This window comes from Tumebacillus flagellatus (assembly GCF_000714935.1).
GTDB lineage: Bacteria > Bacillota > Bacilli > Tumebacillales > Tumebacillaceae > Tumebacillus > Tumebacillus flagellatus.
Genome location: NZ_JMIR01000003.1, coordinates 142,070 through 168,993, shown reverse-complemented (window position 1 = coordinate 168,993; position 26,924 = coordinate 142,070). Strand labels below are relative to the sequence as shown.

Annotated in this window: 27 protein-coding genes and 1 other annotated feature; of the genes, 19 read left to right on the top strand and 8 right to left on the bottom strand. The window is 57.5% G+C overall.

All coding sequences use genetic code 11. The features are described from left to right. Positions 1–88: 88 nt before the first annotated feature. Together EL26_RS03685 and EL26_RS03680 are read left to right on the top strand one after the other, a co-directional pair. Positions 89–1,285 (top strand): S8 family serine peptidase, encoded by a 1,197-nt coding sequence (locus tag EL26_RS03685; RefSeq protein ID WP_038084614.1) that lies wholly within the window; start codon positions 89–91, stop codon positions 1,283–1,285. Between the two features lie 113 nt (positions 1,286–1,398). Beyond that, complete coding sequence (locus EL26_RS03680; RefSeq protein ID WP_038084612.1) at positions 1,399–2,028, top strand: hypothetical protein; 630 nt, start codon at positions 1,399–1,401, stop codon at positions 2,026–2,028. Between the two features lie 100 nt (positions 2,029–2,128). Here EL26_RS03680 and EL26_RS03675 read toward each other — a convergent pair whose 3' ends face one another. The 6 genes from EL26_RS03675 to EL26_RS03650 all read right to left on the bottom strand — a co-directional run bounded on the left by EL26_RS03675 (position 2,129) and on the right by EL26_RS03650 (position 7,453). Next, positions 2,129–3,034, bottom strand: a complete 906-nt coding sequence (locus EL26_RS03675; protein WP_038084609.1) for a response regulator — start codon at positions 3,032–3,034, stop codon at positions 2,129–2,131. Further along, complete coding sequence (locus tag EL26_RS03670) at positions 3,031–4,326, bottom strand: ATP-binding protein (RefSeq protein WP_038084607.1); 1,296 nt, start codon at positions 4,324–4,326, stop codon at positions 3,031–3,033. Before EL26_RS03670 ends, EL26_RS03675 begins: the two co-directional genes overlap by 4 nt. Before the next feature lie 88 nt (positions 4,327–4,414). After that, a complete protein-coding gene (locus EL26_RS03665) occupies positions 4,415–5,071 on the bottom strand; it encodes an amino acid ABC transporter permease (protein WP_038084789.1) in 657 nt (218 codons plus the stop codon). 23 nt (positions 5,072–5,094) lie between these two features. Then, positions 5,095–5,748: an amino acid ABC transporter permease gene (locus tag EL26_RS03660; RefSeq protein ID WP_038084604.1), complete on the bottom strand. Its 654-nt coding sequence runs from the start codon at positions 5,746–5,748 to the stop codon at positions 5,095–5,097. Positions 5,749–5,843: 95 nt separating this feature from the next. Further along, positions 5,844–6,698, bottom strand: coding sequence for a glutamate ABC transporter substrate-binding protein (locus EL26_RS03655; RefSeq protein ID WP_038084601.1), 855 nt, complete (start codon positions 6,696–6,698; stop codon positions 5,844–5,846). 29 nt (positions 6,699–6,727) lie between these two features. After that, the gene (locus EL26_RS03650; RefSeq protein ID WP_038084598.1) at positions 6,728–7,453 is read right to left on the bottom strand and encodes an amino acid ABC transporter ATP-binding protein; all 726 of its coding nucleotides are present in this window, start codon (positions 7,451–7,453) and stop codon (positions 6,728–6,730) included. Between the two features lie 151 nt (positions 7,454–7,604). On the opposite strand from EL26_RS03650, the gene EL26_RS03645 reads away from it, so the two are divergent. From EL26_RS03645 to EL26_RS03615, 7 genes are all read left to right on the top strand, one after another. Continuing rightward, a complete protein-coding gene (locus EL26_RS03645; protein WP_038084595.1) occupies positions 7,605–7,865 on the top strand; it encodes a DUF6154 family protein in 261 nt (86 codons plus the stop codon). After that, the gene (locus tag EL26_RS03640; protein ID WP_274518865.1) at positions 7,862–8,818 is read left to right on the top strand and encodes a cation diffusion facilitator family transporter; all 957 of its coding nucleotides are present in this window, start codon (positions 7,862–7,864) and stop codon (positions 8,816–8,818) included. The genes EL26_RS03645 and EL26_RS03640 overlap by 4 nt, the downstream gene beginning before the upstream one ends. Positions 8,819–8,932: 114 nt before the next feature. After that, a complete protein-coding gene (locus EL26_RS23400) occupies positions 8,933–10,066 on the top strand; it encodes a two-component system sensor histidine kinase NtrB (protein WP_052035951.1) in 1,134 nt (377 codons plus the stop codon). A gap of 90 nt (positions 10,067–10,156) precedes the next feature. Continuing rightward, complete coding sequence (gene murC, locus EL26_RS03630; protein WP_038084593.1) at positions 10,157–11,515, top strand: UDP-N-acetylmuramate--L-alanine ligase; 1,359 nt, start codon at positions 10,157–10,159, stop codon at positions 11,513–11,515. 128 nt (positions 11,516–11,643) lie between these two features. After that, the gene (locus EL26_RS03625; protein WP_038084590.1) at positions 11,644–12,189 is read left to right on the top strand and encodes an RNA polymerase sigma factor; all 546 of its coding nucleotides are present in this window, start codon (positions 11,644–11,646) and stop codon (positions 12,187–12,189) included. Continuing rightward, a complete protein-coding gene (locus tag EL26_RS03620) occupies positions 12,164–13,408 on the top strand; it encodes a hypothetical protein (protein ID WP_038084588.1) in 1,245 nt (414 codons plus the stop codon). The genes EL26_RS03625 and EL26_RS03620 overlap by 26 nt, the downstream gene beginning before the upstream one ends. Before the next feature lie 102 nt (positions 13,409–13,510). Further along, positions 13,511–15,046: a fumarate hydratase gene (locus EL26_RS03615; RefSeq protein ID WP_038084587.1), complete on the top strand. Its 1,536-nt coding sequence runs from the start codon at positions 13,511–13,513 to the stop codon at positions 15,044–15,046. On the opposite strand, the gene EL26_RS03610 is transcribed toward EL26_RS03615, so the two are convergent. After that, positions 15,043–15,282 carry a hypothetical protein gene (locus EL26_RS03610; RefSeq protein WP_038084584.1) on the bottom strand — a complete coding sequence of 80 codons (240 nt, stop codon included), beginning with the start codon at positions 15,280–15,282 and terminating at the stop codon, positions 15,043–15,045. The two genes, EL26_RS03615 and EL26_RS03610, sit on opposite strands and share 4 nt — an antisense overlap. Before the next feature lie 38 nt (positions 15,283–15,320). On the opposite strand from EL26_RS03610, the gene EL26_RS26570 reads away from it, so the two are divergent. The 4 genes from EL26_RS26570 to EL26_RS23395 all read left to right on the top strand — a co-directional run bounded on the left by EL26_RS26570 (position 15,321) and on the right by EL26_RS23395 (position 19,943). Further along, on the top strand, positions 15,321–15,638 hold the full coding sequence (locus EL26_RS26570; RefSeq protein ID WP_038084581.1) for a YkvA family protein: 318 nt from the start codon (positions 15,321–15,323) through the stop codon (positions 15,636–15,638). A 38-nt stretch (positions 15,639–15,676) separates the two neighbouring features. Beyond that, positions 15,677–15,911 (top strand) — a binding site (T-box leader). Between the two features lie 63 nt (positions 15,912–15,974). After that, entirely contained in the window at positions 15,975–17,693 is a 1,719-nt protein-coding gene (argS, locus tag EL26_RS03600) for an arginine--tRNA ligase (RefSeq protein WP_038084578.1), read from the top strand. 5 nt (positions 17,694–17,698) lie between these two features. Further along, the gene (locus EL26_RS03595; RefSeq protein WP_038084576.1) at positions 17,699–18,466 is read left to right on the top strand and encodes a TrmB family transcriptional regulator; all 768 of its coding nucleotides are present in this window, start codon (positions 17,699–17,701) and stop codon (positions 18,464–18,466) included. Positions 18,467–18,581: 115 nt separating this feature from the next. After that, complete coding sequence (locus EL26_RS23395; RefSeq protein WP_052035950.1) at positions 18,582–19,943, top strand: ATP-binding protein; 1,362 nt, start codon at positions 18,582–18,584, stop codon at positions 19,941–19,943. Positions 19,944–20,072: 129 nt separating this feature from the next. On the opposite strand, the gene EL26_RS03585 is transcribed toward EL26_RS23395, so the two are convergent. Next, a complete protein-coding gene (locus tag EL26_RS03585; RefSeq protein WP_052035949.1) occupies positions 20,073–21,665 on the bottom strand; it encodes a M2 family metallopeptidase in 1,593 nt (530 codons plus the stop codon). Positions 21,666–21,747: 82 nt separating this feature from the next. On the opposite strand from EL26_RS03585, the gene EL26_RS03580 reads away from it, so the two are divergent. The 6 genes from EL26_RS03580 to EL26_RS03555 all read left to right on the top strand — a co-directional run bounded on the left by EL26_RS03580 (position 21,748) and on the right by EL26_RS03555 (position 26,886). Continuing rightward, positions 21,748–22,275, top strand: coding sequence for a hypothetical protein (locus tag EL26_RS03580; protein ID WP_038084572.1), 528 nt, complete (start codon positions 21,748–21,750; stop codon positions 22,273–22,275). A gap of 59 nt (positions 22,276–22,334) precedes the next feature. After that, positions 22,335–23,111: an SDR family NAD(P)-dependent oxidoreductase gene (locus tag EL26_RS03575; protein WP_038084570.1), complete on the top strand. Its 777-nt coding sequence runs from the start codon at positions 22,335–22,337 to the stop codon at positions 23,109–23,111. A gap of 126 nt (positions 23,112–23,237) precedes the next feature. Further along, positions 23,238–24,305, top strand: coding sequence for an HD-GYP domain-containing protein (locus tag EL26_RS03570; protein ID WP_038084568.1), 1,068 nt, complete (start codon positions 23,238–23,240; stop codon positions 24,303–24,305). Positions 24,306–24,499: 194 nt separating this feature from the next. Next, a complete protein-coding gene (locus tag EL26_RS03565; protein ID WP_038084566.1) occupies positions 24,500–25,108 on the top strand; it encodes a LysE/ArgO family amino acid transporter in 609 nt (202 codons plus the stop codon). A 42-nt stretch (positions 25,109–25,150) separates the two neighbouring features. Continuing rightward, positions 25,151–26,068 carry a nitroreductase family protein gene (locus tag EL26_RS03560; RefSeq protein WP_038084564.1) on the top strand — a complete coding sequence of 306 codons (918 nt, stop codon included), beginning with the start codon at positions 25,151–25,153 and terminating at the stop codon, positions 26,066–26,068. Further along, on the top strand, positions 26,065–26,886 hold the full coding sequence (locus EL26_RS03555; protein WP_038084561.1) for an enoyl-CoA hydratase-related protein: 822 nt from the start codon (positions 26,065–26,067) through the stop codon (positions 26,884–26,886). The genes EL26_RS03560 and EL26_RS03555 overlap by 4 nt, the downstream gene beginning before the upstream one ends. The last annotated feature ends 38 nt before the right edge of the window (positions 26,887–26,924 follow it).

Sequence of the window (26,924 nt, the reverse complement as noted above, 5' to 3'; positions counted from 1 at the left end):
TTGCAGGTGAGATTGTGTCCCGTTTATACTTTGGGTGTGAGGTTAATTCACTCACAAAAATTTAAAGTAAAAACGGGAGGTTCACACAATGGCGAAGTTCAACAAGAAATTGGTTGGCACTCTGGCAGCATTTGCAGTCCTCGCATCGGTCGTTCCGGGCGTGGCGTCTGCAGCATCCACAGAGCAAGGCAACGCAGTCTCGCAAGCGAAGTCTCAAGCAAAGTCGCAAGCTCCGGACCGCATCCTCGTCAAAACCAAGACCGGACTCGCAAATCCGAATGTGGCGCAAAAGCACGGCCTCACCGAAGATCACAACATCGGCGGCAACTGGTCGGTTCTGAAAGTTCCGGCCGGTCACGTGGATGAATATATCGCGGAACTGAAAGCGGACGCGGACGTCGAAGCGGTAGAAGCAGACGCTATCTACACGATCGACGCGACTCCGAACGATCCGTCCTACAGCTCGCAATGGCATCTGCCGAAAATTCAAGCTCCGCAAGCATGGGACATCACCCAAGGCACGACTTCGCGCACGATCGCGATCATCGACACCGGCGTTGACTTGAACCATGCCGACCTGAAATCGAAACTCGTCGCCGGGTACAACTACGTCAGCCTCAATACCAACCCGATGGACGATCACGGCCACGGCACGCACTGCGCGGGCATCGCGGCGGCGCTCACCAACAACTCCACGAACACCGCGGGCGTGGACTGGAACGCGAAGATCATGCCGGTCAAAGTTCTGAACTCCGCAGGCTCCGGTTATGATTCGGACATCACCTCCGGCATCCGTTGGGCGGCCGACCACGGCGCGAACGTCATCTCGATGTCCTTGGGCGGCGGCACGTTCTCCCAAGCGCAACAAGACGCGATCAACTACGCGTACGGCAAAGGCGTCATCATCGTGGCGGCGGCAGGCAACTCCAACTCCACGACGAAATCCTATCCGGCTGCGTACGCAAACGTGGTAGCGGTCGCGTCCACGACCGAAACCGACGCTCGCTCTTCCTTCTCGAACTACGGTTCCTGGGTGCACGTGGCAGCTCCTGGCTCCAACATCCTCTCGCTGAAACTGGGCGGCGGCACGACCACGATGTCCGGCACCTCGATGGCAACTCCGGTTGTCGCGGGCCTGATGTCCCTGACCTGGTCGAAAAACCTGGCGTACTCCAACGCTTCCGTCATCAGCCGCGTGGAAACCACGTCCGACGCGATCTCCGGCACCGGCACCTACTGGAAATACGGCCGCGTCAACGCCTACAAGGCTGTAAACGGTTTCTAATCTCGAAGCAAAAAAACCCAAAAAAAGCCGAAAGACCCACTAAAAAGGTGGGTCTTTTGTACTGGCAAAAAGTCAGAATATTGAGTATAATAAAACCAAGGGAGGGGATGAAGATGCAGAACCATTTCCATCAAGCTGAGTACTGCGACATGAACTTGGTGCTTGGCAAGACTGATTTGGAGCAATTTATAGGTCAATTGGCTTCCGGCGGGGTGTCTCTCTATTGGAAGGATCGTTCGGAAGACGTCGTCCTCGTAGCCACCACGGGCATTGAGAAGAAGGAGTTTCACTTCCAACCGGCAGAGGGGGGCTTCGTGCTGAAGGGATCGGTGGTCTTGCAAGACAAGCGACTGGTCAACGCCCTCCAATATACATTGATCCGCACCAAGGGGCACGCCGTCGTGAAGCAGATCTCGGAAGGTCCGATCTTGATTTCCAAATTTCACAACGGGGAGGCCCTGCAAATCATGGAGCTGCATGGACCGCGCAAGAAAATCGTGTATGAGAAGCCGATTCGCATCACGAGCGACGATGTGATTCGTGCGTTTAAGAGCCGGGAGATCGAGCAACGCATTCCGGTGCTGAAACTGGAGATGGACTACGAATTGGTGACGCTGTCCGACGCGCTGGAGGCGAACGACCAAGACGCGGTGCGAGACGCGAAGATTCGCCTCGAAGAATTGCGCCGTGAACTGATGCTCTGCGAAGCATTCGACCAAGACATCCCGGAGGTACTCCACTAATCTCATGGATCAGACGCTGATGGAAACCCAAACCTAGGCGGCAGGCTCATTCCGAATTCGGAAGCGAACCTGCCGCCTATTTGTTTTACGTTGCTCTACATTATGCGTCTTCACTGCGCGATTTGACTTCGGTGTAGAGCGCGGTGAGGAATTTTTTGATGTTTAAACGGCACCGCGTGGTTTTTTCCCCGTTTTGGATTTCTTTCATGCGGGTGCGCACGTCTTGAAAGTCGAACAGGCGCGGGGCGTACTGCTCAAACGTCGGGTTGGCGTAGTCGGTCAAGCCGATCGACGCAATTTGCCCGAGCGCTTGCAAGACGGTGCGCCGCAGCCGCTGCTCCATCGCTTTGATCTCGCGCTGCAACTGCTCGTCGGAGATGCGAGGCTCAAGCCCGGTCAAGACCGCTTGGTAGAGTTCTTTGAGCACTGGCACTTCGTAGCGGCCTTCTTGGTCGTGGAGGTACGCCAAGATCTTCAAGAGGTCGCCGGAGCCGGATTCGCCCGCGATGCCAAGCGTGGTCAGCACATCGTGCGCGTGATCGGCGAACGCCTTGCTCGCCGCCGCCGCGAGCGCCCGCCCCGACCCGCTGTGCCCGTCGAGCACGGAGAGCGAGCGGCGAATCGTGGAGAGCGATTGCTCCAATTGCATGTGCTCGATGACGCGCTTCAGCACGGAGAGCACTTCGAGGCGGTTGACCGGCTTGTGAATGAACGTGTCCACGCCGCAGAGATACGCTTCGCCGACCATCTCTTTGTTCTCAACTTGTGAAATCATCACGAAGCGGCCGTTGAAGCCCTGCCCGCGCAAGTCTTGGATCGTCTGGATGCCGTCACGGCCTGGCATCAGCAAGTCGATCAGCACGATGTCGGCGCCGCGCACGTCTTCAAGCGTCACTTCCAGTCCCGAAGACGCCGTTCCGATCACGTCGCCGAGCTCTCCGTCCATCAAGATCCGCTCCAACATGCGGCGGGTGGCGGGGTCGTCCTCGATGAGATAGAAGTTCATGAGATCCACTCCTCTCGTTTTTTTTGTAAAAGTTCTGACGTCGGCATCCGCAGCAAAAACTGCGTCAAACCCGCCCGCCGCGTCATCTCCAAACTGCCGCACAGCGAAGCGGCGAGATCGAGGCAGTGCGAGAGGCCGATGCCGGTCGAGGGATTGCCTTGCGTGTCGTACTTGGTGGTGTAGCCCGGTTGAAACACGTACGCGGCGTCCTCGTCGGGGATGCCGGGGCCGTTGTCCCAGACCGTCCATTCCACAAACGCGTCCGCAAGCCGGACTTCCAGCCCGATTCGACCGCTGTGCCCGATCGCTTCCACGGAGTTGGCGACGAGGTTGTTCAAGATCGAGACCAACGCGTACGTGCGGTTGGTTTCGATGTTGACGTCGCACAGCCATTGAAACTCGATCTCTTTGCCGTGCATCGCCGCGTACTTGCGGTTCGCCTGCACGACAAGCAGCGTCAGGTCCCGAAGCGACAGTCGCTCTTCAATCGTGTCTTGGCGCAAGAGTTTGTCGAGACCGGCCAGGATGCGCTGCGAGTCTTTTTTGAGCTCGTGCACTTCTTCGGCGATCGAGAGCGCGTGGCGGGAGTAACCGGGAGGAAGCGAGCCTGCTTTCTCCTGCTGGATCAACTGTTTGTAGAGGTCGTACGAATTGCGGGTGATGTCTTCGATGTGGCCCATCGACTTGTGCAGGTAGAACCCTTCCTCGTACAGCGAGGAGTTCAGCAGCACCAAGTGCTCAATCTGCGCTTTCTGCTGATCGCCGAGCAAGCGCAACTGCCGAATCATCAGCATGTTGTACAGCCCGACGACGAAGAAAGACCGCAAACATCCGAACAGCGCCAGAATCAGGAACGTATGCAAATCAAACGAGTACTGCGCCCCGAGCGCATCGCGCAGCGTCAACTCGCCGATGTTGGCAACCAAGTCGCCGCCCGCGCCGATCACTCCGACCATCCACGGCTTCTCCAAGTGCCGCCGCAAGTTCGTGAAGGTCAGCACCAGCGCAAACAGCATGTAGTAGACGGTGGAGGGGAAGTGGTACAGCAACGCTTCGTCCCATCCGTGCCCTTGGTTGTGGGACAGGAACACCCGAAACAGCAGCAAAAAACCCCCCACGCACACGCCGGTTTCAAACACGCGCAACTGCTGAAACCAGATCAAGCCAAAAAAGTAACAGGTCGTCCCCAACGAGAAGCGAAACGACGAATCGTCAAACGGGTTCATCTTCAATTCGCCAAAAAACGCCGTGGCCGCCATGATCAAGAGCAGATGCACATACCGATTTCGCACTGAACTTTCCTCCGAACGTAAACAAATCGTAAAAAAGCACCTCTTCCCATAGTACCACGGGAGGAGATGCTTGTTCAGAACTTTTCGACTAGACATTAAATCTCTTTTCCAAACGTCCGGCGACCAGTGAAAGCGAGTAGTTGATCACGAAGTAGACGAGAGCCGCAAAGATCAACGCCGGGAAGACGTAGCTCATCTTCTGGCTGTAGACGATCTGCGTGGTGCGCAACAGCTCTTCCAGCGAGATGATGATCGCAAGCGAGGTGTCTTTGAGCAGCGAGATGAACTGGGAGACGAGCGGCGGCACCATCTTGCGCAGAGCTTGCGGCAAGACGATGTAGCGCAGCGTCTGCACGTACGTCAGACCGCTGGAGCGCCCGGCTTCGATCTGCCCTTTGGGAATCGAGTTCAGACCGCCGCGGATGATTTCGGAGATCATCGCCGATTCGAAGATCGTCAGCGCGGCAATCGCCGCTTGAATCGGCGTGATGTTGATTTTCAACACATCCGGCACCGCGAAGAACATGAAGAAGATGATCAAGAGCAACGGCAAGTTGCGGACGATCTCGACGAAGACGAACAGAATCTGCGAGAGCACCGGGATGCGGGCGTAGCGCAAGACCGCAATCAAGTTGGCGAGCAGAAAGGAGAGTACGATCGACCAGACGGCAACCTCCAGCGTGACGCCAAGACCGTGCATCATGTACTTGAGGTTGGCAGGCGATAAGGCACCGGCAAAGTCCATGTCCATGTGTCAGCGCCCCCTTTCTAATAAGCCCGGTTCAGCCGGCGCTCGATGTACGAGAACAAGAGGCTGAGCGGAATCGTGAGTACGAGATAGAAGATCCCGACAAAAATGTACGTCGAGAACACGTCGAACGTTTCGGAGTTGATGATGTCGGCTTGGTACATCAGGTCGAGACCGGCGACGGCGCCCAGCGTCGCGGAGTTTTTGATCAAGTTGATGCATTGGTTGCCGATCGGCGGGATGACAATTTTGAACGCTTGCGGCAACACGATGTAGCGCATGGTCTGGATGTACGACAGGCCGGACGAACGGCCCGCTTCCATCTGCCCCTTGGGAACGGCGTTGATCCCGGCGCGAATCGCTTCCGCCACAAACGCCGATGTGTACACGGCAAGTCCGATCGTCCCGGACGCGAACCCGCTTAAGTTGAGGTGCAGCACGGGCCCGCCGGCGTAAAACAGAAACACGGTGATCAGGACCGGAATGTTGCGCAAAAATTCCACGTACGCCGTGCCGAACCAGCGCAGCGGCTTGATCGGCGAGATGCGGAACACCGCGATGATCGTGCCGAGGATGAGACAGCCGAGCAGCGCCAGCGCGGAAGACTCGATAGTGGTCAGAAAACCGTCCATGTATTCCTGAAAATGGTCGGTCAAGATCGTGAAGTCGATCATCTGGGATCATCTCCCCCTTTCTAGGAAAAAGGAAGGAGCACAACGTTCATGCTCCTTCCTGTGTCAGGAGAAAAAAGGTAGGGAAGCGTTGCGGCTTACTTCTTCGGATCTTCTTTGAACCACTTCTTGTAGATCGTTGCGTAGTCGCCGTTGTCGTTGATCTTCTTGAGGAAGGTGTTCAGGTACTTGGTGAACTCGTCATCGCCCTTCTTGGACGCGATGCCGTACGGTTCGTCGGTGAACAGGCCGCCGGTCAGGACGAAGGACGGGTCTTGTTGGGACATGCCCATCAGGATCGCGTTGTCGGTGGTCAGCGTGTCGCCTTTGCCCGCTTTGAGCGCGGTGAACGCGTCCGCGTAGGTGTCAAATTCGAGAACTTGCGCGTCCGGCGCTTTTTGCTTGATGTTGGTGACCGAAGTAGAGCCTTTGACGGCGAGGACTTTCTTGCCTTTCAGGTCGTCGATCGATTTGATGTCGGAGCCTTGCTTGACGAGCAGGGATTGACCCGCTTTGAAGTAGACGTCGGAGAAGTTGACTTGCTTCTTGCGGTCTTCGGTGATCGTCATCGTCGCGATGATCACGTCGATGTCGCCCTTGTCGAGCATCGGGATGCGGGTTTTGGAGGTGACTTCCTTGAATTCGACTTTGTTTTCGTCGCCGAGGATGTCTTTGGCCAGCGCGTGCGCGATGTCGATGTCAAAACCGGAGACGGTGCCGGACGCCGGGTCTTTCAAGCCGAACAGGTTGGTGTCGTACTTGACGCCCGCCACCAGTTTGCCGCGTTGCTTGATCGCGTCGAGCGTTGCGGACGACACGGTGCCGGTTTTGGAGCCGGTGTCGCCGGATTTGGAGGAAGAATCAGAAGAAGAGCTGCCGCAACCGACGAGCGTGAGCGCGGCGACAGAAGAGACGAGGAACAGAGAGAGTGCTTTTTTCCAAGTTTTTTTCATGACAGGAGTTGACCCCTTTCAGATGTAGATTAGTGGTTGAGGCGGGAGAGGAACTGGCGGGCGCGTTCTTCGCGCGGGTTGTCGAAGAATTCGGCCGGCGTGTTTTCCTCCAAGATCTGGCCTTGGTCCATGAAGACGATGCGGTCGGCGACTTCGCGCGCGAATCCCATCTCGTGCGTGACGCACACCATCGTCATCCCTTCCTTAGCAAGCGATTTCATGACGTCGAGCACTTCGCCGACCATCTCCGGGTCGAGCGCGGACGTCGGTTCGTCAAACAGCATGATCTTCGGTTTCATGGCGAGGCCGCGCGCGATGGCGACGCGTTGCTGTTGGCCGCCGGAGAGTTGCGACGGGAACGATTTGGCTTTGTCCGGGATGCCTACTTTGGTCAAGTACTTCATGGCGATCTCGGACGCTTGCTCCTTGCTGAGGCCGCCGACTTTGGTCGGAGCGAGCGTGATGTTGTCGAGGACGGTCATGTGCGGATAGAGATTGAAATGCTGGAACACCATTCCAATGTCGCGGCGCAGTTTGTTGATGTCGGTCGACTTGTCGTTGACTTTGGTTCCGTTGACGATCAACTCTCCGCTCGTCACCGTCTCCAGGCGGTTGATGCAACGCAAGAGCGTTGATTTGCCGGAGCCGGACGGGCCGATGATGACGACGACTTCACCCGGTTTGATGTGCAGGTCGATGTCGCGCAGGACGTGGAATTGACCGTAGTGCTTGTTGATCTGCGAGAAATGGATCATGGTGTGTAGGACACCCCCTAAATGACTGCATTTAGAATAGTGGCAATACTACGTCAACATACGCAAACCTACAAAAAACTACTGGGAAAGAATTTTAGCCTCTCGGGAAAACTACGGCAAAAACCCCTGCGGGTTGGAAGGAGGGTCTCAGATGAAGTTGGTGGACGAGATGTATGAACTGTACAAAGACCAATTGGTCGGAGACGAGGAGGACGCGGTCCTCATCGTCAGCGGCATTTTGGGGGAGTTGGAGCGCGAGCACATGCTGGAATGGATTGCAGGAATGTCGCACCTCGAATTGTACGAGATGCTCGGAAATTACTTGGTCGACAAGCTGAAAAACAAAATGATCGAGGAAGGGCTTGGCAAACACGACGGCAACGCGCCGTATGACGGCGGGGTGATCCATTGAGCGGCGTCAAGCAGCGGGGAAGATTGATTCGGCGGATCGATGCGGAGGCAGTCCAATCGCCCGTCACGGCGGAGGACAAAAACCAACGCATGAAGCAGGGAGAGCGGGGCGCGTGGGTCTCGATCGCCGCGTATCTGTTCCTCTCGGCGTTGAAATTGTTCGTCGGGCACACGGCGGGCTCGAAAGCGCTGTTTGCCGACGGGTTGAACAACGCCACCGACATCGTCGCGTCGGTCGCCGTGTTGATCGGCTTGAAGATCGCGCGCAAACCGGCCGACGCCGATCACAAGTACGGGCATCGGCGCGCCGAGACGATTGCGACGTTTGCCGCCGCGTTCATCATGGCGAGCGTGGCGCTCGACGTGCTCTGGGACGGCGTGCAGAGTTTGATCCGCCACGAACCGGTGACACCGGATCTGATTTCGTTGTGGACGGCGCTTTTTTCAGCGGGCGTGATGGTCTGTGTGTATCTGTACAACTCGCGGCTTGGCAAGCGCATTCACTCGCAGGCGCTGCAAGCGGCGGCGGCCGACAACCGGGCGGACGTGCTGGTTTCGCTTGGCGCGATGGTCGGCATCTTGGGAGCGCGCATCGGCTGGCATTGGCTCGACCCCGTGATGGCGCTGGTCGTCGGCCTGATCATCGCCAAGACGGCGTATGAGATTTTTTACGAAGCGGCGCATGCGCTCAGCGACGGCTACGACGAGCGGAAGTTGGGGGAAATTCGGTCGTTGATCCAGGGAACCGACGGCGTGCGCGAAGTGCGGGAGTTGAAAGCCCGACATCACGGAAGCGACGTGCACGTGGACGCCGTGATCGCGGTCGACGCCGGTCTCAGTGTAGAGGAAAGTCACAAACTTACCGATCAAGTGGAACGGACGCTTGCGGCGAGAGAAGAGATCGAGGGCGTGATGATCCATGTGGAGCCGTTCGTCCCAAAGCAAAAAGACTGAGAAAATTAAAAATGAGGCAAATCGTCCATTGTCCCAATGTGTCGCACGTGGGGTATAATGTCAGGTACAGTCGTCACAGTTTGATTGCCTGAGCACATTAAGGAGTTTGAGAATATGCTGAAAGTCGTGCAGGGCTTCCGCAGCCGGATGCAAGAGCGCATCTCGGAGTTCACCTTTCGCTGGTGGACGGATCGTCACGAGGACAACCAGAATTTTTTTTACCACATGGAAGACAAGTTTTACGAGCAGACGCTGCGGCAGGAAGCAGAGGAGCTCTTGGATATCGTGTTTGCTTCGTTTTATGGTTCGGCGCGGGAGCAGATGCTGGAGTGGGCGCGCGAGACCAGCGCCAAGCGCGCCGTGCAAGACGTGCCTCCGGAAGAGGCGATTGAGCGCTTTCGGATGTTCCGGCGGGTGTTGCAGGAGTTTTTCCTGGAGTACGCGCAGGAGCGGCAGATTGCGTTGGAGATGAGTCTGCGGATCGCCGAGGAGCTGACGAACAACGTGGAGCTCGCCATGCAAAACTGGATGGCGTCTTACATGGAGCTGAAAAACTCCTACCTCGACGAGCAGAAGAAGCGCTTCGACGTCGAGCGTCTCGCTTCCATCGGGCAGATGGCGGCGGGCGTGGCGCATGAAGTGCGCAATCCGCTGACGGCAACGCGGGGGTTTTTGCAACTGCTCGCCGAAGTGCAGCCGCATGCGTTTTTGAACATCGCGATGGAGGAGCTCGACCGCGGCATCGACACGATCTCGTCGATGCTCGACGTCGCGAAGCCGCCGGTGCCCGACGCTCCGAAATCGCCGTTGCAGATGTCGGGGCTGCTGAAGCACACCGTCGATCTGTTTCACGACAAGCAGTACAAAAAGCGCGTCCAGTACGAGTTTCACGACGAGGACTGTTTGGTGTTCGGGCGGCGCGAGACGTTGAAACAGGCGTTTTTTAACGTGATCAAGAACGCGCTGGAAGCGATGAAGGACATCGAGGACCCGGTGTTGACCCTCCGCCATTATCGGCGGGGGCGGTCCTTGGTGGTGGAAGTGGAAGACAACGGCACGGGGATTCCGGCCGCCAAACTGCATCTGCTCGGCACGCCGTTTTTTTCCATGAAGGATAACGGCAACGGCTTGGGGCTGACGATGGTGTACCGCACGATGCACGAGCACTTTGCTCATGTCACGGTGCGGAGCGATCAAGGGCAGGGCGTGCTGTTTCGCTTTGAATTTCCGTTGTACGAAGGATTGTAATAATTCGTTATTTGCAATTTCGTGTGACATTGCCCATACTAAAGACTGAGTTTCTTTAGACTAGACTTCGAACGAGGAGGTCTCCGCAGCATGCAGAAAATCCACTTTGTGGGGATCAAAGGCTCCGGGACGAGCGCCCTGGCGCAGATCTACGCGCGCATGGGTCTGAATGTTTCCGGTTCAGACAGCGCAGATGTGTTTTTCACCGATGCTCTGTTGGCTGGAGCCGGAATCACCCGCATCGTGACCCCGTCCGCTGACAACTTGACGGGCGTTGACATGGTTTGCCACTCTCCGGCGTACGGAGATGACCATATTGAGATCAAGACCGCGAAGGAGCGAGGCATTCCGGTGCATTCGTATCCGGAGCAGCTTGGGCATCTGATGAACGACAAACGCACGATTTTGATCTCGGGGACGCACGGCAAGACCACAACGACGTCGATGATCTCCAACCTGTTGTTGAAGACGGGGCTCGATCCGATGGTCGTCATCGGGAGCAAGAACTATGACATCGGCAGCAACTCTCGCTACGGGGAGGGCTATCTGGTCGCGGAAGCTTGCGAGTACCGCCGCAGCTTCCACAATTACAATCCGACGATTGCGATCGTCAACAACATCGACTTCGACCATCCGGACTACTTCCGCGACCTCGATGACGTGTTCAGCGCGTTCCAGACGTTCGTGGACAAAGTGCCGGAGGACGGCGCGCTGATCGCGTGGGGCGACCAAGAGCTGTGCCGCAAGTTGAAGACGAAGGGCCGCACCGTGTTCTTCGGGCTCGATCCTGACAACGACATCTACGCCACTGATCTGGAAGAGTGCCGCGGCCGCTTGAAATTCAAAGTGTGGGAGCGCGACACGCAGCTTGGCGTGATCGAAGTGCGCGCGCTCGGCCGTCACAACGTGCTGAACGCGCTGGCGTCTGTCGCGGTGTCCCGTCTGTTGGACATTCCGTTTGTAAGCGTGCAGGCGGCGTTTGCGGAATTTCGCGGCGTGTACCGCCGTTTCGATTACCTCGGCCAGTTTGAAGGCTGGGAATTGTATGACGACTACGCGCACCATCCGAGCGAGATCGAGACGACGCTTCGGGCGACGAAGCTGTCGTTCCCGGACGATACTCTGTTGACGGTGTTCCAGCCGCACACGATTTCGCGCACCAAGAAGTTTCTGGAGGACTTTGCGCAGGCGTTGACGCTGTCGGATGAAGTGATGCTCGTGAAGATCTTCCAATCCGCGCGGGAATCGGGCGACGAAGCGGAAGCGCTCACGTTCGAGTTGGCGGAACAGATCCGCTCGCGAGGCAAGAAAGTCATCGTCGTGAACAACCTTGAAGAAGGCGCCGATTGGATTCGTCGGGAAAAATCCAACCAGCGCGGGTTGATTTTGACGATGGGCGCGGGCGATGTCCGCGGCATCGCCGAATCGCTGTTGTCTGTAAAAGCATAACGGGAGAGGAGAGACCGGAGGATGTGTCCGGTCTCTTTTTTTGATTTCTTACGGATTTTTTCCGGGTGAGTGAAACAAAGGGTGGTAGACGCGACCACTAACGGTACAGAGAGGGGGCGAGGGACGAAATGAAGCCTGCCGATGAACAGGCGTTTTATGAGATCTACAACGCCTATTACCAAGATGTGTACCGCTATGTGTTCCACACTGTGAAGCAACGGGCGGATGTGGAGGACTTGGTGCAGGAGATTTTTTTGCAAGCGTATCGCAGTTTTATGAAATTTCGCGGAGAGAGCGGGTATAGAACGTGGCTGTTCTCCATCGCGCACAACCACTTGAACTCGATGTGGCGCAAACTGTTTCGCCGCAAGCAGATTCACGAGCAGTACGAGCGGGATGTGCGGTCGGAGCTCACGGAGGACGACGGCGAGTGGAAGCGGATGCTCTTGCAACAAGAGTTGCGGGAAGCGCTGTTGCAAATTCCGGACCATTACCGCGATGTGGTCGTGTTGCGTTACTTGCACGACTTTCATGTGGGTGACGCCGCGGTAATTCTTGGGATGACCGAAGCGAAAGTGCGGATGCTGACCCATCGGGCGATTTTGAAGTTGCGTGACGTTTGGGAAAGAGAAGGAGGCGGAGAGTTGTATGGAAGAGCGAATCCAATTGCCTGAATCTTTGGAAGAAGCGTTGCGGGGAACACAAGGGATGCCGTCGGGTCATGAACTGGCGATCGCCAAAGCCCGCACGTGGCAAAACGTCGTGAAAAAAGGACGTCGTTTCGCCCGGCGCGACCGCTGGCGTCCGTGGCTGACCGGCATCGCGGCGGCGGCTTGCGTGGCGCTGGGGGTGGCGGCGGTTCCGAGCTACTTGGGGCATCAACAGGATGCCGCGACGAGCGCGGATCAGGCTTTGAAGCAGGAGACGATTTACGACAATTACGATCTCGGCTTGAAGATCTTGCGAGAGGGCAACGGGATCAGCGTCGTGCGAAACAAAAAAACGACCCACGTGTTCACCGTGCATTCGGATGACTCCGTCAAAGGGTTGATGACGGGACCGTTTCTCGCGTTTATCGTGTACCCCGCGGGCAGCAGTACGGGGCAAGCGTACTTCATTGACAGCGACAACAGCATCCAACCGATGAGTTTGAGCCAAGATCCGATCGATTATACATGGGTGTACGGGGAGCATGGAGAGGCGTTGCTAACGTACATTGACGAGAACAAACAAATGAAACCCGCCCGCGTGATCCAATACAACACCGCAACGCACCAGGAAAAAATGCTGGCGCAAGCGGAATCTCGCGATCAGATGACGTTTCGTTTTGTGGCGGAAGACCAAGCGGTCGGGACCGGAGCCGGTGAAATGCGGGTGATCGACCTCAAAACGGGCGAAGTCACGTCCGTCGTCTCCAATCCAAACGTGCAGAACATCGTGCTCAGTTCGCTGAGTCAGAAGGGCTTTGTGTACAAGTTGTGGAGCAACGATACGTTGGTGCTGAAATCGTACATGTACCTCTACGCGGAACATCGTTCGATCAAATTCCTGCCCGGGTTAGAGGGAGACATCAACTACATCGGCCAAGTGTTTCCGAACATGGACGAGAACACGTACCTCGTTTCGGCGTTTGTTACATCGCCGGGCGTTACGAATACCGGAAGCGGCACGGACCCTGGGACGCTGACGTTCTACTTGTTCCACGACGACCAAGAGGCGCCGCAAGTCTTGTACAAATTGGATACCACCCGTCACATGGCCAACTATGAAATTTCTCCGAGCAGCTCAGGCGGCAAGCGCCGCCTCATGCCCGCCAACGGCAAAGATACGGCAAATACGAAGCTCTGGCTGGATTACGACCCTGCCACGAACGCTATCACCCCGTACCGGTAAGCTAGCTTGCATTGCGGTTCCGGCAGAAACAGTCTTATAATAAAAGACGATGCTTGTACGGAACCTGCGGGGCTCACCCGCTTACTTAAAGGGGATAGACGAATGCAACAATTCAAAGAATCCATGCTGAACCTGATCATCCAAACCTCGACGAACCTCCCGTCCGACGTGCGCGTCGCGGTGACCAAAGCTCGTCTGGAGGAAGAGCTCGGCAACCGTTCTTCTCTGGCGCTCGACACCATCGCGGAGAACATCGTGATGGCGCAAGAAGAGGAGTCGCCGATCTGCCAAGACACCGGCATGCCGACGTTCCACATCCACGTGCCGGTGGGCGCAAACCAGATCGTCATGAAGAAGCAGATTCTCGAAGCGATCGCCGAAGCGACCAAACTCGGCAAACTGCGTTCGAACTCCGTTGATTCGCTGACAGGGGAAAACTCCGGCAACAACCTCGGCCCGGGCACTCCGGTGATTCACTTTGAACAATGGGAACGCGACGACATCGAAGTCAAGCTGATCCTCAAGGGCGGCGGCTGCGAGAACAAAAACATCCAGTACGCGCTCCCGACCGAACTCGAAGGTCTCGGCAAAGCGGGCCGCGACCTCGACGGCATCCGCAAGTGCATCTTGCACGCGGTCTACCAAGCGCAAGGCCAAGGCTGCTCGGCAGGCTTCATCGGCGTCGGCATCGGCGGCGACCGCACGTCCGGGTACACGCTCGCGAAGGAACAACTGTTCCGCCGCGTGGACGATGTGAACCCGATTGCGGACCTCGCGAAACTGGAAGACTACATCATGGAAACGGCGAACCATCTCGGCGTCGGCACGATGGGCTTTGGCGGCAAAGTGTCGCTGCTCGGTTGCAAAATCGGCGTGATGAACCGTCTCCCGGCTTCCTTCTACGTCTCGGTCGCGTACAACTGCTGGGCGTTCCGTCGTCTGGGCGTAGTGCTCGACGCAGAGACCGGCGCGATCAAGGAATGGCAGTACAAGGAAGAAGTCGACGCGATCGACACCACCAAGAAGGAAGCGGCAGCAGGCGATTCCGGCACCCGCACCGTCGTGTTGCAAGCGCCGATCTCCGAAGAGCAGATTCGCGATCTGAAAGTGGGCGACGTGGTCATCTTGAACGGCGAGATGCACACCGGCCGCGACGCGTTCCACAAGTACATGATTGAGCCGGAGCACACCACGCCGGTTGATTTGAACGGCGGCGTGATCTACCACTGCGGTCCGGTCATGCTGCAGGACGAAGCGGGCGAATGGCACGTGAAAGCGGCGGGCCCGACCACTTCTTCCCGTGAAGAGCCGTACCAAGCGGACATCATCAAAAAGTTCGGCCTGCGCGCGATCATCGGCAAGGGCGGCATGGGTCCGAAGACGCTCAAGGGCCTGCAAGAGCACGGCGCGGTCTACCTCAACGCCATCGGCGGCGCGGCGCAGTACTACGCGCGTTGCGTGAAGAAAGTCAAAGGCGTCGACCTGATGGAATTCGGCATCCCGGAAGCGATGTGGCACCTCGAAGTCGAAGGATTCGCAGCGATCGTCACCATGGACTCCCACGGCAACTCCCTGCATGCGGAAGTTGAGCAAGAGTCGCTCAGCAAACTCTCCGACTTTGCGGCGAAAGTGTTTTAATTGATAATCAGTAAAAAGCCCCTTTCCACGACGTTCATTCGTGTGGAGGGGGCTTTTTTTACTGGGTCAGTCGTAACAAGTACGGAGAATTCGCGTGCCGGGGGCAACTCTTGCCAGGCTTGTACGTACATACTAGTGAAGATCATGTGGAAGGATACGGAGTCCTCACGGGGCGTGATGCCCCGGAAGAATTCCGGTGTCAGAATGGAACTCAACTCGCGCGATTTGCGCTTCATGTCCCACACTCCCATCCTATCAGCAGGAGGAAATTTCCGTGGATCGCAAACCTTCTTTTTTTCAAAACCTCGTCGGCATGTTCAAGGATCGGCAAACTCCGTTTCGCGATAAATTCCTGATCATCGGCGGACTCGTCTACATCCTCTCGCCGATCGACTTGATCCCGGACTTTATCGTCCTGCTCGGCTACACCGACGACCTCGCCGTCGCGATCGGGACGTACCGCGTGTTCCGCCGCGCTTACTCCGGTTATGTGCAACGCACGCAAATCGTATCGGAACAGAAATTCCGCCCGGAGGATCGTTCAGGCCGGACAAACCGCACGGACTCCCCCGACCAACTCCCCCGGCGGTAAAAGTTGCATACCGTCATGCGGATGGATATAATAAGTCAAGAACGTCTAAGACGAGGACAGTATCCAGCCTGTGTGACACCCAGCGAGCCGGGGATGGTGAGAGCCCGGTCGAAAGCAAGCCTGGAGAAGCGCACCTCCGAGACGCCCCCCGAACAGGCGGGGCCGGGTCAGCCCGTTACAGCGCAAAGCGGCTCTTCGTCCCATTCGGTTTTTTCCGATGCGGGAGAGAGCAACAAGAGTGGTACCGCGGGAGCAACAGCTCTCGTCTCTTAACGATTCGTTAGAGACGAGAGCTTTTTATTTTTATCCATCTCAGAACAAAGGTGCGTGCAAACCATGTCCTACAAAAACCAAATCGCGGCCGTCATCGCGCCGCTTGCCAACTTGGAGGAAGCCGATACTCTCCGCCTCCTCGAAACCCCGAAAGACCCCAAGATGGGCGACCTCGCGTTCCCGTGCTTCCAACTGGCGAAGACGCTGCGCAAAGCGCCGCCGATGATCGCCGCCGAACTCAAGGAAAAAATCCAACCGGCACTCGCTGAAGCCGGCGTTCCGGTGGGCAACGTGGAAGTCGTCGGGGCGTACATCAACTTCTTCCTCGACCAAGAAGCGGTCGCGCAAGACGTGATCTCGAACGTCCTCACGGCGGGCGACGCCTACGGTGCCGCCGATCTCGGCCACGGCGCGAACGTCACGATCGACCTCTCGTCCCCGAACATCGCCAAGCCGTTCTCGATGGGCCATCTGCGCTCCACCGTCATCGGCAACGCGCTCGCGAACATCCTCGCGAAACTCGGCTACAACCCGGTGCGCATCAACCATCTCGGCGACTGGGGCACCCAGTTCGGCAAACTGATCGTCGCGTACAAGAAATGGGGCTCCGAAGAAGCCGTCCGTAAGTCTCCGATCCCGGAACTGCTCCGTCTCTATGTGCAATTCCACGACGAAGCCAAAGCCGACCCGTCTCTCGAAGACCAAGCGCGCGAATGGTTCAAAAAGCTCGAAGACGGCGACGTCGAAGCGACCGAACTTTGGCAGTGGTTCCGCGACGAATCGCTCAAGGAGTTCAACAAAACGTACGAACTCATGGGCATCCGCTTCGATTCCCTGCACGGCGAAGCGTTCTACAACGATAAAATGGACCGCGTCGTCACCCTCCTCGAAGAAAAAGGACTGCTCGTCGAGGACGAAGGCGCGATGGTCGTCAAACTGGACGAATTCGACATGCCGCCCTGCCTGATCAAAAAATCGGACGGCGCCACCCTCTATGCCACCCGCGACCTTGCCGCGGCGTTGTACCGCCACGACACGTACGACTTCGCCAAAGCGCTCTACGTCGTCGGCGGCGAGCAACGCCTGCACTTCAAGCAAGTGTTCAAAGTGCTGGAAAAACTCGGCTACGAGTGGGCGAAAGAAATGCACCACATCCCGTTTGGCATGATGCTCAAAGACGGCAAGAAGATGTCCACCAGAAAGGGCAAAGTCGTCCTCCTCGACGAAGTGCTGCAACAAGCGATCGACGACGTGCGCCAAGTCATCGCCGAGAAAAACCCGAACCTCGAAAACCAAGACGCCGTCGCGAAAGCTGTAGGGGTCGGCGCGGTCATCTTCCACGACCTGAAAAACTATCGCTTGAACGACATCAACTTCTCGCTTGAAGACATGCTGACGTTCGAGGGCGAAACCGGTCCGTACGTGCAATACACCCACGCGCGCGCTTGCTCGATCCTGCGCAAAGCGGGTTATGAACCAGCTTCGGAAAAAATCCAACTGCCCGCGGGTGCTCTGGAAGGCGCGGAATCGTGGGCGGTCGTCACGATGCTGTTGAACTTCCCGCACATCGTGCAACGCGCGGGTACCGAGTTCGACCCGTCGATCATCGGCAAGTACGCCATCGACCTTGCTCAAGCGTTCAACAAATTCTACGCGCACGTCCGCGTCATCGCCGACGACCAAGCGGTAACCGCTGCTCGTCTGCACCTCGTCGCCGCGACCGTGCAAGTGCTGCGCACGGCGCTGAACCTGCTCGGGCTGCAAGCGCCGCAGGAGATGTAAGCTCCATGCTCACGCGCTTTGGCTTCACCGATTACGAGAACAAAGTCTACGAGACGCTGCACCACGCCGGGAAACCGATGACCGGCTACGCGCTCGCCAAGGATTCCGGCGTCCCGCGCGGCAAGATCTACGAAGTTCTGCACCGTCTCGTGGACAAAGGCATCATCCTCGAATCGATGACCGGCAACAAAAGCGAATACCAAGCGGTGGACATCGAGATCGTGATCAAGGCGCTGACCCAGAACTTCTATCAAAACGTCGAACAGCTGCGCACCGCCTACCGCGAAGACCGTCCCGAAGTGGACGACCGCGTCTGGATGCTCAAGGAAGATGCCTCGATGCTCTTGACGATGGAAGAATGGATTCAAAAAGCCGCGACCTCGATCCGGCTCTCGCTTTGGGCCGACGAGTTCGAGCGGCTGAAGCCTCATCTGGAAAAAAAGGAAGCGGAGGGCGTGCGCGTGGAAGCTCTCTCCCTCGGCTCCGTCCCGTCCGCACTTCGGCACCTGACCACGTTTCCGGTGCCGGAGTGGGAGCGGCACTCGCTGGAGCGCTGGCGGCTGCTGATCGTCGACGAATCGCGTATCTTGCTGGCGATCTTCCACAACGGCGAGATGAAGGGCGTGATGACGTCCTCGCCGCAGTTCGTGCAGTTTTTTCTGGATTTCTTCTATCATGACGTGGCGCTTACGGAGATCACGAACCGCTATTATGACGAGGTTTTGGTGCACGATGATCAAATACGCAATTTGTTGATCAAGTTGAGGTATTAAATGATAAAGACCCGGTTCTCAGAAATTGTATAGAGTATTTAGATAGTCGCAGGAAATCGGCAACATCGCATCGAATCCTTATCCTATGGAATGACACCCGCGTAGGAGGGATTGTATGACCATCCTCACCTTTGGCTTCTACTGGCTGAACACGGCGGTTTGGTGGGGAGTCATGTGGCTGTTTCTGCAGAAACGCCGGCACTCCACTTCCAGCAGCTTGCGGGCCATCGAGGGGATTTTTTCCGGTGTGGCCTTGGCGCTGGCGCTTTCGTATCTGTTGTTTGCTGTGCATAAATCGGCTGCGATGGGGCTGATTCCTTCGGGATTCACCCAGGTCTCCGCGATTCCCATCGTCCCGACTGCCATTCACGCGTTGCTCTTGGGAGTCGGAGTTTTGGCGTTGTTCACGCTGAACTTCCGCTTTGAGCATCTCGATCGGGAAGTGGCGACGGTGAGTTTGCACTCGCGCTACAGGTATATGATCATGTCTGACAAACGTGCGATCTTGGTGTTTAGCACGGACGGCATATTGCAGGAAATCAACCCGAGCGGTTGTGCATGGATGTGCGACTCGGAGCAGCAATTGATCGGTCAACCGGTGCTGTCCGTTTTGGAGCGATTGGAGCCGGAAGACGCGCACGAGATGTTCGCGCAGATCTCGGGCGGTCAGGTGTTTGAACTCAAACGCGGCGACCACATTCTGGGCGATTTCGAGTGGACGGTACTCTTGGACGAGGACGGCCATCCGGTCGGGCAGATGCTTTGCTTCTCCGACGTCACCGAAGATAAGAAATTTCAGCGCGAGATCATCCAGTCGGAGAAGCTCGCGGTCGTCGGGCAACTGGCGGCGGCGACGGCGCATGAGATTCGCAATCCGCTGACGTCGATCAAGGGTTTTCTCCAGTTGTTTGAGCACAAGTTCAAGGGCGAGCAGGGCGATATGGAAATTCGCGAGTACACGCGGATCATGGTTGAGGAAGTCGACCGGATGGAGAAGATCATCCGCGACTTCCTGCTGATGACGAAGCCCTCCGACGTCACCCGCGAGCGGGCGGACGTCAACGGCGTGATCGAGCGCTTGCTGATCTTGGTGCAAAACCAAGCGACGCTGCGCAACATCAACGTGGAAACCGACTTTGCGGAGTTGACGCCGGTTTCCATGCACAAAGAAGCGATTCAGCAAGTCTTGCTCAATCTCATGCAAAACGCATTTGAAGCGATGAACATCGGCGGGACGCTGTCGATTCGCACGTACGAAGACGACACGTATGTGTCGTGCACGATTCGGGACACGGGGGTCGGGATGACCGAGGAGGAAGTGGCAAACCTCGGCAGCCCGTTCTACTCGACCAAGACGGAAGGCACCGGACTCGGGCTGACCGTTTCGTCCAAGATCATCCGCGAACACGGCGGCGTGCTCGACGTGCGAAGCGAGAAGGGTGTTGGCACCACCATCACCGTAAAACTGCCGAAGTAAGCGAGAAAGACCCGGGCACCAATCGCCGGGTCTTTTTCTTGAGAAAAAAGTGACCCAATCCCTTGCGGGCCGGGTCTTTTTATAGAAAATAGTGACCCAATCCTTTGCGGACAGGGTCTTTTTTCATGGTTAGGCGTTCACGAATTGCTTGACGAAAAACTCGGGGCTTAAGGGTTGACCCGTCGCTTTTTCGATCATTTCGTTCCACGGATAGCGGGAGCCGACGCGGAAGACGTGCTCCGTCAGCCAGGAGCCGACGCGCGGTTCTTCGGTGAGCGACGCGAGGCCGAGGTCGCGCTCCATCGCCGCCAAGAACTGCGACGCGCAAAGTTCGCCGAGGATGTAGTTTTGGTAGTACACCGGCGCGATGCCGATGTGAATCTTCGACGCCCAGTCCGGCTGGTTGCGGTTCTCCGGGCGCGGGACGAGCTGGAAGCGCTCGACATAGTCCCACCACAGCGTGTTCAGGTCTTGATCGGGGTTCGTATACAGATCGCGCTCGAAGTGGGTCATGACCAGACCCCAGCGCATGAAAATCAACATCGCCAGCGTCAGTTGCTTGTGCAGATCGACCGCGACCGCTTGCGCTTCTTCCGCCGGAACGCCCGCGATGCGATTCAGCCACGTCGAGTCCTTGGTCTGACGTCCGAACAGCATGGCGATCGCTTCGGTTGTCAGCGTGTGCGCCGGTTGACGCAGCAGCCACGGCAGGGACGCGTCGTGGTATTTGTCATACACGGCATGGCCCAACTCGTGAAGCATCGTCGACATCCAATAGTCGTTGGACGTCACGTTGCACAGCACGCGCACATCGCCTTCCCGGTCGATGTCGGTGCAATACGCATGCTGTTGCTTGCCGTCGCGCGCGTAGAGGTCGGACGAGTCGAGAATGCCTTGCACGTCGAGGCCGAGGCCGGAGAAGTACGTTTGGGACAGCGCGACGACGTCTTGATCGGCGAAGTAGGCGTTCAACTCCACATCGTACAACTCCGGAGCTTCTTGGAAGAACGGGTCGTAGTAATGCCACGAACGCATGTCGGCCGTCGCGATTCCGAGTCCTTCGGCGAGCGCCGCGTCGAGTTCCGCTTTCACGCGGGCAAACGGCTCGCGGGTGGAAACTTCCAACTGCTCCAAGAGCGTGAACAGCTCCTGCGGGTCGATCGCTTGGAACTGCAAGCTCATCACGTAGTAGTTCTCATAGCCGAGCTTCTTGGCGATTTCGTTGCGGAACTTGACCAGCGAGAGGACGTTCTCCGCGACTTGTGCGCCGATTTGCTTGCTGGCTTCCCAAGCGGCTTTGCGCTTCGCTTCGTCCTTCTCGTTCGTCATGATGTCGAGGATCTGGTTGTCCGAAACCGGTTCGCCGTCGATGAGCGCGCGGAAGCTGGTGAAACGCCCCTCGATCTCCGTTTCGCGGCGCACCATCTCTTCGATGTCCGCCTCGTCGATTTGGTTCTCGGCAAAATTGTGGTAGAGCACGTCCAGTTGGCGTGCCAAGAGCGGGTCGGTCACCGCTCCCGATTCGCGCATCTCGCGCAGTTCGGCGAACGCCTCCCGGTCGGCGTACAGTTTCAGCAAATCGGCTTTCAGTTTGGCGTACTCTTCCTCGTCTTCCGAGCGTCCGGTCGTGGTCGCTCGCCAATACGCTTCATTGGAAAGCTTATGTAAGTCTGCCAATCGTGGCACCATACGGTCGAGAAATGCTTGCAGGCGCGAATTCATGATGTGAGTCCCCCTGTCGAGAGAAATGGAAAAACGTGTTATTCTGATTGTAGCACGCACGGGCCAGAAGGAGGAACAACGATTGTTCGATCCCACCATCTATGACAATTTAAAAGTGGTTTTTGAAGGGGCGCTTTACGACCTCGACCACGACCAGAGACTGCGGGTGTCCGGTCGGGAGGACCTCGTGGACCTCGCGACGATGTCGCGGACGTTTCGCATGCAAGTCCGCAAACCGGACAGTGAAATCCAAGCGACCGTCCTGCTGCAAAGCGGGTTGCTCGACTTTGCGGGCGAACTCCGCCGCGTCCGGCTCGCCGACCAACTGCCGGGTTGCGTCTTGGAGCTGCACTTCGATCTGCCCCCGGAAAAAGCGGCGCACGCCGCCGTCTATGAAAACTACCTGGAGGAAGTCTGGGGCGAAGTGGCGCAATCCCGGCACGAACTTTCCACGGTGCTGATGACCCAACCCGGTGAGGAAGCGGGCCGAGGCGGGTATCGCATCACGCTGATGTTTCGGGCGAAGATCGACGAAGACAACATCCACGACATCGAGCCGCTGTTGCAGCACTTGGTGGCGACGATGGAGTTTTTTGACGAGTCGGAGTAAACTACATGTGTAAACCTGAGCAGGGTCAACAGGATGATCGAGAACAAGGAGCGATACATATGGCATTGAAAGTGCAAGGACAAGTCGCCATGATCACCGGCGCTTCTTCCGGCATCGGCCGGGCGAGCGCGTTGCAATTGGCGGAAGCGGGTTTCCAAGTGGCGCTGGGCGCACGCTCGGTGGACAAGTTGGAAGCGATCGCCGCAGAAATCAAGGAAGCGACCGGCCAAGAGGCGTTCGTCATGCGTTTGGACGTGCGCCACGCCGAAGAGGTCAAAGCGTTCGTCGCCGCCGTCAAGGAACACTTCGGCCGCATCGACTTGCTGTTGAACAACGCCGGCCTCGCCAAAGGCGTGCTGCCGGTCGTTGAAGAAAACGACACGGAGAACTGGGACGCGATGCTCGACACCAACGTGCGCGGGCTGCTCTTGATGACACGCGAAGCGGTGCCGCATATGATCGAGGGCGGCAACGGGCATGTGATCAACTTGGGTTCGATCGCGGGACGGGAAGCGTACGCGGGCGGCGCGGTGTATTGCGCATCGAAATTTGCCGTGCGCGCCATCACCGACGCGTTGCGCCAGGAATTGCTCGGCAAGCCGGTTCGCGTCACCACCGTCGATCCGGGCATGGTGGAAACGGAATTCTCCGTCACCCGCTACCACGGCGATCAGGAAAAAGCGAACGCCGTCTACGCGGGCATGACGCCGCTGACGGCGGAAGACATCGCCGATTGCGTGACGTGGGCGGCGACCCGCCCGAAGCACGTCAACATCGACGCGATCATCGTCAAGCCGCTCGACCAAGCGGGGGCGGGCAAAGTCGCGCGCAGATAGTTTGTTTTTTTAGAAACTAATGAAATCCCCGGCTGAAGTTCAGCATTTTCTAAGCTCCATATAATATGGTAAATTAGAAAGAGGAACTTTTGTCATCGAATTGGCTTACAAAGGGGATTTGCCCATATGCGACATGTATCTGTGGACACGGTGCAACCCGGCAACGTGCTGGCGCGCACGATCTATACAAACGACGGCAGACCCTTGCTGAACGCGGGGGTCCAATTGACGGTGGGGATGTTGAGCACGCTGCGGCGCTTGGGCGTCTCGATGCTGTTCATCCAAGACGCGCGCTTTGCCGATGTGGTGGTGGAGGAAGTGGTTTCCGAGACCACGCGCCGGGAAGCGCTCAGCAATTTCGCGACGGCGGTACAGCACATCCAAGGCGGGAGCGAGTTTAACACCAAGACGATTTCGCAGGCGACCGGTTCGATCATTGACGAGATCATGAAGAACAAGAAAGTTCTCGTGTCGCTCTCCGACATTCGGACGAAGGACAACCGTTTGTTCCTGCATTCGATCAACGTGACGATTCTGTCGGTGGTGATCGGGACGAACATGGGCCTCAACCGCGCGCAGTTGAGCGACTTGGCGATGGGGGCGATGTTCCATGACATCGGCAAAATCGAGTTGCCGGAGAAAGTGCAGAAGGAAGAAGTGAGCGATCTGCCCAAGGGGATTTCGAGCGACGAAGCGCATACGTGGCGCGGGTACAAGCGTCTGCGCAAGAAAAACGAAATCTCCATCATCGCGGCGCATTGCTGCTTGCAACATCATGAGCACATCGACGGCAGCGGGTTTCCGCGCGGCTTGGCGGGGGATGAGATCCATCCGTTTGCGAAGATCGTGGCGGTGGCGAACGCGTTTGACAATTTGATTGCGGGCAACGAGGACACGAAGCCGATGTTGCCGCATGAAGCGACGGAATTGATGATGAGTTTGGCGGGCAAGCAGTTTGACCACGAAGTGGTGGTGCAGTTTCTGCGCTCGGTGGCGGTGTATCCGACGGGGGTTTCGATCAAGCTCGATAACGGTCAAGTCGGCATGGTCGTCGGCCAGCACAAAGGTCTGCCGTCCCGCCCGATCGTTCGCGTCTTCAAGAAGGAAGAAGGCGAGTGGGAGTCTCACGATGTGAAGGAACTCGACCTCGCGAAGGAAACGACACTGTTTATCCAGAAAGTGTTGACGGAATAGAAAAAAGCACCTCGTCCAGCGTGGGCGGGGTGTTTTTTCGCCATGAGCGGGCAGCAATTAGCAAGACGTTCCGTACGTAAATCGTAGGGTGCATGCAGGGGGGACTGCGCTGTTGGCTTGCAGGGGGTTGAGGTGCGGCTTTGCAGAATGCATCTCGCGCAGCGGCAGTTTATTTTTTGAAGGGGTGTTATTCATTGGCATTTTTGCATGGGTTTTTACTGGCATTTGGTTTGATCCTGCCCCTTGGCGTGCAGAACGTGTTTGTTTTCAACCAAGGAGCGCGGCAGAGTGCTTTTGTACGAGCGTTGCCGGTGGTGGCGACGGCGACTCTGTGCGATTGGCTGTTGATCTTGCTCTCTGTGTTCGGCGTATCGCTGTTGGTGCTCGAAGTGAACTGGGTGCGCTGGCTGCTGATCATCGGAGGCGTGTTGTTTCTGCTCTACATGGGTTGGCTCACGTGGAAAAACGCCGCCTCCGCCGACCAGCCTGAAAAAACGGAAGAGCCCGTCGCTTTCTCCCCGAAGCGCCAAATCCTCTTCGCCGCTTCGGTCTCGCTGCTCAACCCGCACGCCCTGCTCGACACCGTCGGCGTGATCGGCACGTCGTCGCTCTCGTACGCGGGCTCGGACAAAGCCGGCTTCACGACCGCGTGCATGCTCGTCTCCCTGCTCTGGTTTCTCTCGCTCGCGTTCGCCGGACGCCTCGTCGGGCGGATCAACTCCGGCATCTTGCCGTTGATCAACCGCATTTCGGCTGTGATCATGTGGGGGAGCGCTGTGTACATGTGTACCACCTTATTGTAGACTAGACTTGAACCCCTATCGATAGAGAGGAGTCCAATTCTCGTGTCCAATCCCAAGCGCACGCTTTCTCGTACACAGGCCATTCCGCTGTTCGAGGCGGTGGAACTCCGCCACAGCAGCCGTTCCTATACAGGCGAGCCTCTCGCCGCCGATACCCGTCAAAAACTTCAGACTTTCCTCGACTCCGGCTGGGAACCGTATCCCGACAGCGACACCCGCGCCGTGCTCGTCGAAGGGACCGACCAAACGTCCCGCATCTTCAAAGGCTTTATCGGATCCTACGGCGCCGTCACCAACGCTCCGGCGTTGATCGCGATCGTCGCCAACCTCGACGCTCCGTACTTTTACGAAGCGGCGGGGTACATGGGCGAACAGTGCGTTCTCTACGCGACGGCGCTTGGACTTGAGACTTGCTGGGTCGGCGGTTTTTTCAAACCGGACGAAGCGGGCCGCATCGCCGGACTGAAACAGAACGAGCGCGTGCTCGCCGTCGTCGCCGTCGGAAGCGCCAAGCAAGGCGGCATGGCGTCGCTGTATGAAGGTCTGTTCAAATTCGGCAGCACCAACAGAGGCAAACGCAAGTCACTTGAGGAAATCCATTACATCGAAGACAAGACGCCTCCGCGCTGGTTCTTCCGCGCCTTGGAAGCGGTGCAAGTCGCGCCGTCCTCCTTCAACAAACAACCGTGGCATGTTCGCTATCACAAAAAAGGCATGATCTCGTTTACGTTCCTCGAAGAATACAAGGAAAAAAAGCCCCTGTTCCCCGGCGCTCCCAACTCCGTCCGCCTCTGCGTCGGCATCGCGATGGCGCACTTCCGCGTCACGTTGCGGGCACTTGGCGTGGACGGACATTGGATTCCGGAAGAGGAGCAGCCAAACTTTGTCGCGACGTTTCTCATCCCGGAGATCGTGGATGATCTCGACACCTTGAACGGATGGGAGGAGGAAGAATCATGAGCGACCTGTTGTTCACCGTGCAAGACCACATCGCCACGATCACCTTGAACCGGCCGGACGCGCGGAACGCGTTCTCCGTGCCGATGATCGAGGCATGGGTGGAAGCGCTCGAAGAGTGCCGCGACAACGACGACATCCGCGCCGTCGTCGTCACGGGCGCGGGACGTGCGTTTTGCTCCGGCGGCGACGTGCGGGCGATGCGCGAGGGCAAAGGCTTTCTCGCGCAAGGCGATGCCCAACTCGACACCTACTCGACCGGACTCGCCCGCAAAAACTCGCTGTGGAAGCTGATCCAGCGCGTGCCGCTGACGCTTGAACAAGTGGACAAACCGGTGATCGCCGCCGTCAACGGAGACGCGGTCGGTGCCGGATGCGACATGGCCTTGATGTGCGATTTGCGCGTGGCGAGTGACAAGGCGCGATTCTCCGAAGGGTATGTGAAGCTCGGCATCGTGCCGGGCGACGGCGGAGCGTACTTCCTGCCGAAGCTCGTCGGGATGGCGAAAGCGCTGGAACTTTTGCTGACGGGCGACATGATCGACGCACACGTGGCGGAGCGCATCGGCCTCGTCAACCGCGTCGTTCCGGCAGAGAGCGTCTTGGACGAAGCGTACGCGCTCGCCCGCAAGATCGCCGCACAACCGCCGGTCGCCGTACGCCTGATCAAGCGCGCCGCCTACCAAAGCCAGCGCACCGACCTGCGCACGGCGCTCGACCTCGTCTCGTCGCATATGGCGATCGTGACGGAGACGGAAGACCATCTCGAAGCGGTGCGCGCTCTGTTGGAAAAGCGTCCGGGCGTGTATCGCGGCCGATAATTTTTTGCGTGCAGAAAAACAACAACCCCCCTATGGCA

Coding starts and splice junctions, on each gene's coding strand:
- EL26_RS03685 (WP_038084614.1), top strand. CDS start 89: ATGGCGAAGTTCAACAAGAAATTGGTTGGCACTCTGGCAGCATTTGCA.
- EL26_RS03680 (WP_038084612.1), top strand. CDS start 1,399: ATGCAGAACCATTTCCATCAAGCTGAGTACTGCGACATGAACTTGGTG.
- EL26_RS03675 (WP_038084609.1), bottom strand. CDS start 3,034: ATGAACTTCTATCTCATCGAGGACGACCCCGCCACCCGCCGCATGTTG.
- EL26_RS03665 (WP_038084789.1), bottom strand. CDS start 5,071: ATGGACTTTGCCGGTGCCTTATCGCCTGCCAACCTCAAGTACATGATG.
- EL26_RS03660 (WP_038084604.1), bottom strand. CDS start 5,748: ATGATCGACTTCACGATCTTGACCGACCATTTTCAGGAATACATGGAC.
- EL26_RS03655 (WP_038084601.1), bottom strand. CDS start 6,698: ATGAAAAAAACTTGGAAAAAAGCACTCTCTCTGTTCCTCGTCTCTTCT.
- EL26_RS03650 (WP_038084598.1), bottom strand. CDS start 7,453: ATGATCCATTTCTCGCAGATCAACAAGCACTACGGTCAATTCCACGTC.
- EL26_RS03645 (WP_038084595.1), top strand. CDS start 7,605: ATGAAGTTGGTGGACGAGATGTATGAACTGTACAAAGACCAATTGGTC.
- EL26_RS23400 (WP_052035951.1), top strand. CDS start 8,933: ATGCTGAAAGTCGTGCAGGGCTTCCGCAGCCGGATGCAAGAGCGCATC.
- murC (WP_038084593.1), top strand. CDS start 10,157: ATGCAGAAAATCCACTTTGTGGGGATCAAAGGCTCCGGGACGAGCGCC.
- EL26_RS03625 (WP_038084590.1), top strand. CDS start 11,644: ATGAAGCCTGCCGATGAACAGGCGTTTTATGAGATCTACAACGCCTAT.
- EL26_RS03620 (WP_038084588.1), top strand. CDS start 12,164: ATGGAAGAGCGAATCCAATTGCCTGAATCTTTGGAAGAAGCGTTGCGG.
- EL26_RS03615 (WP_038084587.1), top strand. CDS start 13,511: ATGCAACAATTCAAAGAATCCATGCTGAACCTGATCATCCAAACCTCG.
- EL26_RS03610 (WP_038084584.1), bottom strand. CDS start 15,282: ATGAAGCGCAAATCGCGCGAGTTGAGTTCCATTCTGACACCGGAATTC.
- argS (WP_038084578.1), top strand. CDS start 15,975: ATGTCCTACAAAAACCAAATCGCGGCCGTCATCGCGCCGCTTGCCAAC.
- EL26_RS03595 (WP_038084576.1), top strand. CDS start 17,699: ATGCTCACGCGCTTTGGCTTCACCGATTACGAGAACAAAGTCTACGAG.
- EL26_RS23395 (WP_052035950.1), top strand. CDS start 18,582: ATGACCATCCTCACCTTTGGCTTCTACTGGCTGAACACGGCGGTTTGG.
- EL26_RS03585 (WP_052035949.1), bottom strand. CDS start 21,665: ATGAATTCGCGCCTGCAAGCATTTCTCGACCGTATGGTGCCACGATTG.
- EL26_RS03575 (WP_038084570.1), top strand. CDS start 22,335: ATGGCATTGAAAGTGCAAGGACAAGTCGCCATGATCACCGGCGCTTCT.
- EL26_RS03570 (WP_038084568.1), top strand. CDS start 23,238: ATGCGACATGTATCTGTGGACACGGTGCAACCCGGCAACGTGCTGGCG.
- EL26_RS03555 (WP_038084561.1), top strand. CDS start 26,065: ATGAGCGACCTGTTGTTCACCGTGCAAGACCACATCGCCACGATCACC.